10 protein-coding genes and 1 pseudogene are annotated in these 12,441 nt (G+C 46.3%); 7 read left to right on the forward strand and 4 right to left on the reverse strand.

All coding sequences use genetic code 11. The features are described 5' to 3' along the window. The first annotated feature begins 52 nt into the window (after positions 1-52). From zorA1 to CG67_RS18200, 5 genes are all read left to right on the forward strand, one after another. On the forward strand, positions 53-2,242 hold the full coding sequence (gene zorA1 / locus CG67_RS16410) for a type I Zorya anti-phage system protein ZorA1 (RefSeq protein WP_025904022.1): 2,190 nt from the start codon (positions 53-55) through the stop codon (positions 2,240-2,242). 13 nt (positions 2,243-2,255) lie between these two features. After that, positions 2,256-2,996 (forward strand): type I Zorya anti-phage system protein ZorB1, encoded by a 741-nt coding sequence (gene zorB1 / locus CG67_RS16415; protein WP_025904023.1) that lies wholly within the window; start codon positions 2,256-2,258, stop codon positions 2,994-2,996. Further along, on the forward strand, positions 2,993-4,675 hold the full coding sequence (gene zorC / locus CG67_RS16420) for a type I Zorya anti-phage system protein ZorC (RefSeq protein WP_025904024.1): 1,683 nt from the start codon (positions 2,993-2,995) through the stop codon (positions 4,673-4,675). The genes zorB1 and zorC overlap by 4 nt, the downstream gene beginning before the upstream one ends. Continuing rightward, the gene (gene zorD, locus CG67_RS16425) at positions 4,675-7,926 is read left to right on the forward strand and encodes a type I Zorya anti-phage system protein ZorD (RefSeq protein ID WP_025904025.1); all 3,252 of its coding nucleotides are present in this window, start codon (positions 4,675-4,677) and stop codon (positions 7,924-7,926) included. Before zorC ends, zorD begins: the two co-directional genes overlap by 1 nt. 135 nt (positions 7,927-8,061) lie before the next feature. Next, a complete protein-coding gene (locus tag CG67_RS18200; protein WP_152975079.1) occupies positions 8,062-8,220 on the forward strand; it encodes a hypothetical protein in 159 nt (52 codons plus the stop codon). Here CG67_RS18200 and CG67_RS16430 read toward each other — a convergent pair. Further along, on the reverse strand, positions 8,217-8,831 hold the full coding sequence (locus CG67_RS16430) for a Fic family protein (protein ID WP_025904026.1): 615 nt from the start codon (positions 8,829-8,831) through the stop codon (positions 8,217-8,219). The two genes, CG67_RS18200 and CG67_RS16430, sit on opposite strands and share 4 nt — an antisense overlap. Positions 8,832-8,835: 4 nt before the next feature. Then, on the reverse strand, positions 8,836-10,152 hold the full coding sequence (locus CG67_RS16435) for a site-specific integrase (protein WP_025904027.1): 1,317 nt from the start codon (positions 10,150-10,152) through the stop codon (positions 8,836-8,838). 531 nt (positions 10,153-10,683) lie between these two features. Here CG67_RS16435 and CG67_RS16440 point away from each other — a divergent pair. Both CG67_RS16440 and CG67_RS17730 read left to right on the forward strand, forming a co-directional pair. Further along, positions 10,684-10,866, forward strand: coding sequence for a hypothetical protein (locus tag CG67_RS16440; RefSeq protein ID WP_025904028.1), 183 nt, complete (start codon positions 10,684-10,686; stop codon positions 10,864-10,866). Further along, complete coding sequence (locus CG67_RS17730; RefSeq protein ID WP_074011275.1) at positions 10,853-11,071, forward strand: hypothetical protein; 219 nt, start codon at positions 10,853-10,855, stop codon at positions 11,069-11,071. Before CG67_RS16440 ends, CG67_RS17730 begins: the two co-directional genes overlap by 14 nt. Before the next feature lie 145 nt (positions 11,072-11,216). On the opposite strand, the pseudogene CG67_RS18205 reads toward CG67_RS17730, so the two are convergent. Then, positions 11,217-11,953 (reverse strand): annotated as a pseudogene (locus CG67_RS18205) (IS3 family transposase); the annotation flags it as partial. 2 nt (positions 11,954-11,955) lie between these two features. Continuing rightward, positions 11,956-12,441 (reverse strand): hypothetical protein, encoded by a 486-nt coding sequence (locus CG67_RS16450; protein ID WP_025904030.1) that lies wholly within the window; start codon positions 12,439-12,441, stop codon positions 11,956-11,958.

A 12,441-nucleotide genomic window follows, 5' to 3' on the forward strand; every position in this document is an offset into this window, starting at 1 on the left:
TGTTGTCGATGGTCATTCTGATTACAGATTAATATATTAAACGGATAAAATAATGTCTTGGCTTAATTCCCTGTTAGTGGTGCTTACGTCTGTGGAACCCCATTGGGTGCCTTTCACTGTTATTAGCTTTGTACTTCTTGCCTTTCTCTGCTTTACTTTTTTTTATTTATCAAGAGCCATCAAAATTGTTAATGGCTTAAAAAAATATACAAAATCAATCAGCAGCTTTGAAAACAGTACACCAGAAGCCCAGCTTGAGCACCTTAAGAGTCTGTTTCAAAGGCCTGAATTCAAGCATGCATGGAATGAGTTCGAAGAATCGTTACACCTGCAGCGTGAGTTGGAGAACGGGGAAGAGAAAATCGGCCGTATTCGAGCCACTGCACCAAGTGCCAGTTTTTTCTCGGAGCAGCAACTGGTCGATATTCCGTTAAATATCGAATTCTTCAAACACCTACCCGGTATTCTGACCGGTGTGGGGATTATCGGTACCTTCTATGGTCTGATGATTGGGCTCAATCACTTCAATCCCAGCACCCCAGAACAGGTCTCCAGCAGCGTCAATAACCTTCTTCACGACGTGTTGTACGCATTTCTCGGTTCAGCCGTCGCGATTGCGTTCTCAATCATTATCACCTGGCTAGAAAAATTCTATCTGGCGAAATGCTATAAGCAACTGGAAAAATTCACGGCTACTCTGGACTCCTTGTATGAGAGCGGCGTGGGTGAGGAGTATTTAGCCTCACTGGTGAAATCCAGTAATGAAAGTGCGACCCAGGCGCGCCATCTGAAAGAGAGCCTGGTCACTGATTTACGCGATATGTTGCTTCAGCTAGCTGAAAGTCAGAAAGTAGAGAATGAGCGACTGGCGGCCACCCTTAGCACGACCTATCGTGAATCAGGACAACAACTTGCTGAACAAGTCAGTGGCGCAATTGAAAATAGCTTGAAGTCGCCCTTGGATAAAATTGCCGGTGCTGTGCAGACCGCCAGCGGCGATCAAAGTGGCATGGTGCAAAACATGCTGCAGGATGTGCTGACCGCGTTTATGGCGAAACTCGATACCACCTTCGGTCAGCAATTTACGAGTCTCAACGACATGATGGGGCAAACTGTTGGCGCAATTCAGACAATGCAAACCGGTTTTGCCGCATTGCTACAAGACATGCGTCAGGTGAGCGACGATTCCCGACAGGGTAGCGCTCAACTCATCGAACAACTGTTGTCTGAAATGAAGTCGGGTCAGCAAGCTTTACAGACAGGCATGAATGACATGCTTACTAGCCTTCAGGCCTCAGTGGCTAAAATTGGCGCAGAAGGCGAGGGGGCCGGTGAACGTATGGCCCGTCAGTTGGAGAAAATGTTCGCCGATAGTGAAGCGCGAGAAAAGGCACAATCCGAGCATATGGCTGCCTTTATTGAAGCCATTCAGAACTCTGTCCAGCAGGGGCAAAGCGCCACAATGGAAAAAATGGCAGCCTCTGTCGAGTCGCTGGGTGAACAACTGGGTGGCCTGTTTGGGCAGATTGACAAGGGGCAGCAACAGATATCAGCGACTCAGCAAGCGAATCAGCAGTCACTGCATGAACAGACACAAAGTGTGATGAGTGAGGTAGACGATCAGATTAAACAACTGATCGACACTGTTGCCAGCCAGCATCACGGAACGACAGAAACACTACGCTTGCTCGCAGAACAAACCAACCGACAGATTCAGGATATGAAAAATGGCGCAGATAAGATGCGTCTGGCTGCCGAACGCTTTGAACATGCAGGTGATCGGGTGTCGGAAGCCAACCACCTTACCGCTGACGTGCTGAATAAAGCACAATCAGCAGGTTCATCACTCTCCCTTGCCACCAGTGAACTCACGTCCGTTGTGGCTGATTATCGTAACAATCGGGAAGCTGTTGGCAAATCCATTGCCATGCTGGAGCAGCTCGCTGCAAATACGCAGTCTGAACAAGCCACACGTAACAAATTTATCGCCGATCTTCAGCTGCATGGTGAGCACCTGCAGAGCTATAACCGGGAAGCACAGGCTTTTATGGAAAATGTGAGTGACGTGCTTGGAAAAGGGTTTGAGGACTTCTCCGAAGGTGTTTTACGCAGCCTGGATAAAACGCTGGGCAAACTGGACGTCGAAATGGCGAAGGCTTCTACTTTGCTCGCAGGTTCTGTCGAACAGATCGGAGAAAGCGTCAGTGAGCTTGATGATGTCCTGTCGCGCGTACGTGCCTAAGGAGTGACGGCTAATGTTTGGAAACGCATTTGGCGTTAAAAAACGCCGCAGTGATGAAGCCGAGAAACCATTCTGGATCTCTTATGCTGATTTAATGACCGCCATGATGGTGTTATTTCTGGTTGTCATGGTTGCCTCGTTGAGCTCCGTTACACAACGAATTCAACGTGCAGAGCAAGGTGAAAAAATAAGAGGTCAGGATATATCCAGATTGTGTGAGCGACTGAAATTACATGCCCGTGACGTGAACAAAACTATCGTGGTGGATTGCCACGATAATAGTATCAGTTTTGGTGACGCGGGGCGTTTCGATCACAACCGTTTTTTCCTAAATGCTGAAGGGCAAAAAGCACTGCAGGATGTTGTTCCTCTGGTGCTTGATGCTGCCGACAGTGAAGAAGGTAAGAAGTGGTTTAAGCAAATTGTCATTGAAGGGTTTACCGATACTGACGGCTCATATCTGTATAACCTACATCTCTCGCTACAACGATCTGAATGGGTCATGTGTAGTTTGCTCGATAGCCGCAGTTCACTGCAAAAAAGTATTTCTGCAGAACAACAGATTCAAATCCGTAAACTCTTCCTGGCGGGTGGCGTCTCCTTCAATAATGCTAAGGAAAGTAAGGCAGCTAGCCGACGCGTCGAGTTACGTATGCAGTTTTTTGGGCTTAAAGATAAGCGTGATAAGGCCGATGAGGTAGATTTTCCCCCTGTCGTCAATAAAGAAGTCTGTCAGCTGGTAATGCCCCAATGATCCCAGCCATAGATTCTCTTTCTCAGCGCATTGCTGCGAGACTCTCTTCCAATCAAAGGGAAGACAACTATCTGCATAATGATTTCCACATGTTGGCTTCAGCTGCCTTTGATATGGAAAAAAGATTTGATAAAGCAGAAAAAATCCCCTCACCGCCGCAAGAAATGCGGCTGGAGGCTCTACGTCGCCTTCGTATTGCAAAAGAGCTCACTGAGCGAGAATGGCGGATGGTATTTTATGGTCTTGCCGATAACGATCCGTTATATCCAGACCGACCAATCTTGCTTGAGGATGATGTGTTTTTTCCTGAGGTCGATAGCGCTATCATGAAACGGCTGGAATCGAAGGAATTGAAACGAAAGGATTGGGCAGCGCTATGTTCAAGCTATTTTGCATATCAGCATGAATCTCCTGAGACAAATCCACATTGGTGCGTTCTACGTGGGCATATCGCCCAAGGTTACTCTGTAGTGAAAGCCGCTATCCGTAGAGAAAAGTCGTGGATGAAAACCATTGAGTTTTATCACGATATTTTTACGCCACAAGCGGGCAGGGTGATATCCCAACAGCTACTTTCCGGTGAGAATAATTCTCTATCATCACTGGAAAAAATCGCGCAAATCCCCGATGGCAGCTGGTTGTGGAAACGTATTTTCACTGTGCTGTTGGCACAACTCAATACGCTTGACGATCCACAATTCCTGGAAAAAATTAACTGGTTGTTAGGTCTGGCTGCGCAGTGGCTACGTTTTCGCGACGACATCATGACGGGAACGCTGACGCGCTATTACCATTCCACTTATCGCGATCAGGCTCATACAGCACTGAAACAGGCCGCGCTGGAATACTGGGATAACCCACAGCTAAAAAGCCAGCAGAATAAGTGGAATCAATATGTTCCTGAGCCTGTAGCCGCTATGGTGCGGGGTTGGCTGGCAAAACAAGACCTTATGCACTTCTTCGAACTGCTTCGCGGTAATGGCGATGTCGACCAGGCAAGGTTGCACTACTGGCTACGTTTCGCCAATCAGATGGGATTCACTCGTATCGTGATGGGGCTAGATGCCTGGCACAATCGTGGTAGTGACTTTGTGAAATTCCGCGAGGAGAATCGTGGACGGCTGAGTCATTTGCGTGGTGGCCGTAGCTTTGATAACGCGATGATCATGCAGATTAATGATTACATTTTCGTGGAGTTTTCCGGGACAGGGAACGCAATGTACGCTTACCGAATAGGTCAGGCACCGTTCAATCCAGAGACGAGTTCATTAGATATTAATATCCATCTAAAAGATAAATACCGTAATGTTCTTCGACTGGCGCATACCCCTCGGGCTGAGGGCTATAACAACGTCCGAATCACCGGCTGGATGTTGAAATACGATGATGAGCTGCGCAAGCTGGGTATCCGTTGGATGGCGGAAGAACCCATCAAGTTTATAGATAAGAAAGCTTCCTCTCCCGTCTCAGTATCGGATGTTAAGATCATCAATCCATTGAGAGATACTGCTGTACAGCATCTGGTTGAAAACATCTCATGTGTCGTCAGCGATAACCGGCAAAAAGGTGGTGTGCTATCTGTTCAGCTCAAATCACCGGATGACACAACAGAAAGAGAGTTACTCCGACTCGGTTTCACCCCCGTGACTAAAGAACCACATCGCTACTGGATTAAATAATGCTCAAACGTCTGTTAAGTACACTGACAGGAAACCGTCAGCAGATAGAACGCCACGTAAAGAATCAATGCCGGGTTGAGGAGAACGGACTCAGCTTTCCGCTATCGCTGGTTGATGATTCGCAGCTTTGGGCGCTGGCATCCTGGCTTGAACAACTGGCTGAAGAAGACTATCTGATATCACTCACAGACCGATGGTTGCTGAGCTGGGATGCGTTATACCGCCTGTTGGAAGATGAAGAGCATGCCAGTAGCCTGCCTCTGATTGGCATCCCTGAGGTGTTACCATTACGCGTAAGCCTGAGTTCACGAGGTGCGTTAAGCGATAGCGATTTTCGCGTCTGGATTGCTGAATGGGCCTCTCTGCCAGCCCGTAAGCCGATCCGTTTTAGTCGTACCGGTGCCATTTTAACCCACGAAAATCAGCCATACCTGTTATCGCAGGAAAACTGGGCACTCATACAGGCAACAGAACAACTCAGTGCACAGCAGAATCAGACTCCTGGTGAAACCACTAATCAGTTGGGGTGGGCCGCTATCCGTAAATGTGCAAAGCAGGCAGCCGCAAAATTTGATGATTATTTAGAAAAAACGCATGTCATCAAACCAACCTCATTATCATTACGTCTGCGTAAAGCAACGATTGCCGACACTGCGGTTATCGAAATCGAGCCCCATTTCGAGGATCAGCCTGCTAACTGGCTAGGGAGTTTTGACAAGAATTCACAGGTTCAAGATAGCTATCGTATTCCTGGCGAAAATGGCGAACTTAACCACGTCATCATACCTCCCGAAGTGAAAGAAGTTCTGAACTCAATACACTCGATCCCAGGCCGTCGAGTGGCCGGAAGTGAAGCGCTGTCCTTTGTTCGCAACCCTTATACCTTCCTTGGTGAAGATGCTGCCGGTGTTATTGCCCCTGAAGAACATGAACAGGCGCTGTTCGATGCCAGAATTTTCTTTCATCGTTTCAAGCTTCAGCCTCGCCTAAATGATGAGCGCAAAATAGAGGATATAACGTTAGTTCTTGAGCCTATCTCGCCAGTGCCACAACCGGAGGTGTCGTTCCTTTTCTCCGCTCCATGGGAGCTGGATAAATTTGTTCAGGCTATTGGTATTAGCTTCGCTGCACAGATGCCTGCAGGTTCATGGCAGAGTTACGAGCTGGAATTGAGTCAATTCACTGAACAGCAATGGCACGATTGCCAGTCACTATTATCTCGCTGGCAACAGGAAATCGAAGGTAAAGAATTTAGCGATGTGCTGGATATTGCTAAGTATGGCGATCGGGTGATTGGCATTGGTGAATTTGAAAAAATCACCTCACCCTGGCTGACCAAAGCGCAGAGTGAAAACTGGCTCCCCGATAACATCGATTTCTCCGCTTTTTCAGTCGAAAATTTGTCTGGCTGGCAACCTGAAAATCATCACCATTTTGATGAACTGAAGGAGAGAATTACTCAGGCAGAAACAGCTGGTGAAACGCATATCACCGCACCATGGAATGATAGCCAATTACCATTAGATGCTGCTAAAACCTTCAGTAAGAACTGGGAAAAACAGCTAAATACGACAAATGAGTCTCAGGGCAATGTTGATGTTAAAGCGGCTAGGGCTGTCCTTAAAATTGAACAGAATATTGAAGAAGCAGCCTACATCAAACAACACCGCAATTCACTTCTTAATGCACGTTATTCAGAACCTGAAATCCCTCTGAGCCTTAAAGAGCATATTCGACTCAAAGACCATCAGCGTGAAGGCGTGGCCTGGCTCCAGCAACTCTTCCTTCGCTCACCAGATGAAACTGCAGGTTGCCTGCTAGCAGATGATATGGGGCTTGGGAAAACGCTGCAAATTCTGAGCTTTCTGGTATGGTTCATTGAAAAATTCCCGCAAGAACCGCCAAGTCTCATTGTTGCTCCTGTCTCTCTTTTAGATAACTGGGAACGTGAACTGGACAATTTCTTCTATACCGCAGGAATTCCGGTATTGAAATTGTATGGCGAGACCATTAAAGCGATAAAATACCCCAAACAGGCTATCCCTTCTCATCTGCAGTCTCAGGGGATCAAAAACCTGCTTAAACCTGGCTGGCAGGGCGAGGCCAAAATCATACTAACAACCTATGAAACGCTTCGTGACCAGGAGTTTTCTCTGGCACGGCAGCCGTGGTCCATTATGGTGTGTGACGAGGCACAAAAAATAAAAAACCCAGCTGCATTAATTACACATGCGGCCAATGCGATACAAGCCAGGTTTAAAGTGGCATGCACAGGAACGCCTGTCGAAAACACACTTGTCGACCTATGGAGCTTATTTGATTTTGCTCAGCCAGGATTGTTAGGGGCACTAAATGAATTTGGTAAACACTATGTTCGCCCCATCGAGAATGAAGATGGCCGCGATACGGAACGGCTGGAAAGCCTGCGGACGCTGATAGAACCGCAGACTTTACGCCGCACCAAAGAAGAGGTCGCGCGTGATTTACCTCAGAAAATTGAAGTGAAAAGCTGCAAGCAATTGGCGTTGTCTGGCGTGCAAAAACAGCTCTACCTTTCGTCTGTTGCAAACTGGCAACAGCAGCAAGCCCTGAGTGAAGGGATGCAGCAGACCGGAGCCGGTATGTTAGGTCTGTTACACCGACTGAAACTTATCTGTGCACATCCTGCAGTCGTTAATCCAGAGCCACGTTTTCGTGATAACTCACCCAAGCTGAATTGGCTACTGAAAACACTCGCAGATATAAAACACACCACGAGAGATAAGGTCATTATTTTTACGGAGCTTCGAGACTTACAGCGCGAACTTCAACATGCTATTCACCAAAAGTTTGGTTTCCGCCCTGTCATTATCAATGGTGATACCAGTACCAAAAGTCAAAGCCAAAACAGCCGCCAGCGCCTGATTGATGATTTTCAGGCTCAGCCTGGGTTTGGGGTGATTATTCTGTCTACGGTTGCTGTCGGGTTCGGCGTTAACGTCCAGAAAGCCAATCATGTTATTCATTTCACTCGCTGCTGGAATCCGGCCAAAGAAGATCAGGCAACGGACCGGGCGTATCGAATTGGGCAAACTAAAGACGTGTATGTCTATTACCCGACGATAAGGGACTCTGAAATCATTACTTTTGAAGAAACTCTGGATGACCTTCTGCAGCGTCGACGTGCATTGGCTAGGGATATGCTTTGTGCAGCTCCTGATTTGCGTGGTGCTGATTTTGAGGCTGTTGTTGCCAGAAAATCTTCGATTTAAATACCGCTAAAGACTAACCATGCCACCAGCCCAATAAGCGGCTGGTGTCTCAATGTAGTACTATCGGCCTTACATCAACCTTGCCAGCACATTTCAGTACAACTACAATCCTGGAAACATAACGAGGACTTGCTAATGAGACGAGAAGCATCACCATCTCAGATTACCAAAGCACAGATATACCGTTCTGTTGCCAGCTCAACCGCTATTGAAACAGGTAACTCTGTGCAAAAAATTGAGCAGCAACTCAAAAAAAATCAAGCACAGGCGAAAGCCGTGGGCCTCGCCCGTTAATCTGGCAATATATCGTCCACCAATTGCATCATGGGGCTGTAGTTCCCTGATACGCCTGCCTGTATTGCCTTGAAATAAAAAGCCTTATGCTCATCCCACAGGCTGTAGTCCAGCAAGCCTTTTCCTGACAGAGCCGAGAGCACATCGCAAAGCAGTCGCGACAAACGCCCGTTACCTTCTCTGAATGGATGGATCAAAATAAACTCCACGTGGCATTCAGCCAGATAACTGATCAACTCCGGACGAGCCAGGGCTTTCAGTTCACCAGACTTGGAGAGAAACTGCTTCTCGAAACCATTGAGAAGCAGCGGGATCCTGTCGGCAGCGGCAAACTGGAAACCGTCCTTAGCTAAGTTGGCATTACGCAATTTTCCCGCCCAGTCGTACACATTCCCCAGCCATTGACGGTGCCAGCCACTTATATGTTCAAAAGCCAGTTCCTTTGGCGGCTGGCCTTCGATAAATAGCTGTTCATAAAGCATTAGCAAGAGTCCAGATTCCAGAGCTTCCATTTCCTCTTCATCAGTGATCCCTAACTTATTAGCCAGCACCAATTCTCCAGAGCCAGGCTGATATCGCTCTTCTGCTGAATTAAGCTCGTATTTTGCCAAGCTCTTACCTCCGTCCAAACAAGCTCACAACGTTGTTTTCCTGCTGTCGCTGATAGTTATTAACCCGGTCTTCCCAGCTTTCAAGTGCCCTGCGCTTTTCAGGCAGATAATCATAGCGGTCATAGTGCTTCGAACTGACGTCATTCAAAGCGTGATTCTGAATACGATCGCGGATCTCTTTGCTGATCCCTGCCTCCCCCATTAGAGTCTTACAAGTCCGGCGTAAATCTCGCGCCGTGAAAACTTTAAACTTAGGATTAAAAGCCCGAAAATACATAATGGAACGCGCCAGACTATCGGTACGTACCGGGCGCTCACCGTTGGTTGATAGTGGGAAAATATAGGGGCTGTTACTTTCCTTAGTTAACTCTTTGACTGAGGCTAATTCCTGTAAAGCCGATTCAGTCAGCGGCACCAGGTGCTCCCGCTTGTTTTTCGATACATCAGCAATTACCAAGAGCGTCTTTTGCTGCCAGTCAATTGCGTTCCACTGACTAGCAATCATTTCAAATGGACGCTGCCCACCAGCATAAACGCAGAAGCGAATAAGATGCTGCATCAGCGGCCCAACATTGGTAGCTTGTGAGAACTGCTCCATGACAAAACGAAGCTCTTCCAATGTTAACCATGTATCACCCACTTTTTCCGCTGAAGATTGCTTCGGTATGGCCGATACCGGATTAACTTCAAGCCCGAACGTAATACCTACGCTGGTATTCATCGGATCGTTATCGGCTTTTAGACCATAGTTAAATGCTGCCATCAGATAGGAGCGAATCCGATTTGCATGGACCACAGCATCACGCTGGATAATGCCAGACAAAATCGCTTTAATCTGTGAAGGTGTGACGTCCTTTGCTTTAGTTTCAGGAGGAATAATTGAGTAGCATTCTTTTTCAAGACGCTTCAGCACATCTGCCCAGGTACGTTTATTATCCAACTTCATTTTGTTCACGTAACCCTGCACCAGTTCTTTAAACGAACCCTGTGAACGGTGAAGCTGCATCATTTGCTGCTCAGCCAGTCGTTGCTGCTCAAGCTCTTGTTGGGGATCTTTGCCCTCTATAAGCCAGGCTCCGTACTTTTTTGCCAGCTCATTGGCCGTCACCAGTTTCATCTCAGGCCAGATGCCTAACTGAATGAATTTCTCTTTCTTACCTTTATCTACATAGTAACGAAAATAAAAAACCTTACTGCCTGAAGGCTGCACTTTTACGCCAAGACGCCCAGCACCACGCTGACCACTATTGCTCCATTCATAGTAAGAAGTACTTTTCGGTTTGAGTCCACGGATTGCTGTATCAGTTAGCTGAGTTGCCACACCATCACCTGTTAATTGTCTGTTACCTGACCCAATCAATATTTGGGTCAGGTAATGGGTCAGGTAGCGATCTTACTGTCCAGAACATTCAGAGACAAACAAAAACAGAGAATAATTATTATCTATATGATTTTAATGGTTTTATAATGCAAGCCAGAACAACCGAGAAGAAATGTGAGAGCAATAACTTCATGACTCATAATCGCTTGGTCGCTGGTTCAAGTCTAGCAGGGGCCACCAGATTCTTCCTGTGAATTCAGGACATTAAGCCACTCTCCGGAGTGGCTTTTTTGTTTGCCGGGCTAGTGTCGCAAAAGTGTTGCACCATTTTTCCACGGCGTACAAAATCAACGCTGAGCAGAACTTTAGCATTTGTATGATTCAGTGATGCGTCGGGCTACTATGAATGGCTTAAGAACGAGCTCATAGAAATGTTGAATGGACAACGGCTGGCAGGGTTACTATTGATTTAGTGAGTACCACCCATAAGGAAAACCACCAAATTTATCTCAATTATAAAAGGATTTTAAATTGGATAGCTATCAGGAAATCGCAAGGCGTATAGCCAAAATTATACTATCGCCAGATTCGGCCATAGGCTTTATTGACGGTGTTTTGTCAGTGCCTAAAGATATGGGCTATCTGGCGTTTGGCTTTATAGATACTGATACCCGATATAGTATGGTTGAGAAAGAGATCAATGCGAAAAGATAACCCTCAAAAACTCAGTATCGGCAAGCGTATTTTATTTACTCTTATTGAGACTTCAGGCGCTGTGATTGGTGGATTGTTAGTCGTACTCTGCTGCTATTGGTTCTTTCATTATGATACATGGCATGAACGCCTTATCGCTATAGGTCTATCCGTATTGGTTGTTTTTGTTATTGGCAAAATTTTACCAGAACGGCCAAATCAATAGGTTTATCTTACCCCATTTCACCTTACTCCTGACGGCATTATAGGTGTTACGCTTTTCAGTTTCACACTCCGACCATTCCTGCCGTCAGGCGCCGCAACTCCTGATTTTTCACATTTTCCCGCCCCCTGGTGTAAGCATACCTGTATTAGTTCCAGACACTTTTTGAGGTTTCCGGTTTTTCAGCCATCAACCGGTATTCTTCCGGCGTCAGGTTATTCAGGGATTCATGAGGTCGCTCGCGGTTATATTCCGTCAGTCACCGATCTGTTTCTCCCGTACTTCATTCAGTGTTCTGAACAGATAAAAATTTAGTATTTCAGTCCTGTATGTCCGGTTAAATCGTTCAATAAAAGCATTCTGAGTGGGTTTCCCGGGCTGAATGAACTCCAGTTGTACATCATGATCTTCAGTCCATTGGGCCAGTGTCAGTGAGATAAATTCCGGTCCGTTATCCATCCTCAGTTTGAGCGGGTAACCACGGTAAGCAATGATTCGATCCAACACTCTGATGACACGTTGAGCCGGAATATTAAGGTCAATCTCTATGGCCAGTGCCTCAGGGTTAAAATCATCCACCACATTGAATGTCCGGAAACGTCTGCCACTGACCAGAGCATCGTGCATAAAATCAACCGGCCAGCTCTGGTTTATTGCCTCTGCTGTCACCAGCTGTGCCGGATTACGTACCGGCAAACTTTGCTTTCCTTGATGTCTGAAATTCAGTTTCAGCAGGCAGTAAATCCGGTGAACCCGCTTATGATTCCATACATGGCCTTGCCGGCGAATGACCTGAAAAAGCTTCTTAAAACCGTATCGCGGATAACGCTCAGCGAGTTCAGTGAGGACTTCAATGACCGCGTCATTACGCCGTGTATCCGGTTGGTTTAATTAAGAGCCGTTAAATCATCCGGAGATCCAAGATGATTTGCTACCTTTCTTTCCAGGTATGACATAAATTCTTTCACTTCATCAATGGTAGTGTACCACTCTGATACTTTTTCGCCATTTGAATACGCATCGTATTCCCCGGCATAGTCATTTAAATTATCAGTAGAAAAGCCTTGTATCTCACCACAAAAAATCATTTTGTTTTGAATAATAACTTCCTCTTCATTATAATAAAGCACCCATGAGAATATAAAGTTAACTGTCTCTGGGTTATACATAGATACCGCCAGGACTGAATGGTTGCCTTTTTTCAATCCCTGACCAATAGTATCAATCCAGCTCTCTTGATATTTCCTTATGCTCCAATATGTTAATGGTATTTGCATTCCTTCATCGAAATCTCCAATTATTATTTTAGCTGGCAAAACCATCTCGCTAAATTCTGATTGAATAGCATCACTCTCTGTAAAAATACCAAACAT

Origin of the sequence: Tatumella sp. UCD-D_suzukii, from assembly GCF_000611875.2 — a bacterium.
GTDB classification, from domain to species: Bacteria; Pseudomonadota; Gammaproteobacteria; order Enterobacterales; family Enterobacteriaceae; genus Tatumella; species Tatumella ptyseos.

Coding starts and splice junctions, on each gene's coding strand:
- zorA1 (WP_025904022.1), top strand. CDS start 53: ATGTCTTGGCTTAATTCCCTGTTAGTGGTGCTTACGTCTGTGGAACCC.
- zorB1 (WP_025904023.1), top strand. CDS start 2,256: ATGTTTGGAAACGCATTTGGCGTTAAAAAACGCCGCAGTGATGAAGCC.
- zorC (WP_025904024.1), top strand. CDS start 2,993: ATGATCCCAGCCATAGATTCTCTTTCTCAGCGCATTGCTGCGAGACTC.
- zorD (WP_025904025.1), top strand. CDS start 4,675: ATGCTCAAACGTCTGTTAAGTACACTGACAGGAAACCGTCAGCAGATA.
- CG67_RS18200 (WP_152975079.1), top strand. CDS start 8,062: ATGAGACGAGAAGCATCACCATCTCAGATTACCAAAGCACAGATATAC.
- CG67_RS17730 (WP_074011275.1), top strand. CDS start 10,853: ATGCGAAAAGATAACCCTCAAAAACTCAGTATCGGCAAGCGTATTTTA.
- CG67_RS16450 (WP_025904030.1), bottom strand. CDS start 12,441: ATGTTTGGTATTTTTACAGAGAGTGATGCTATTCAATCAGAATTTAGC.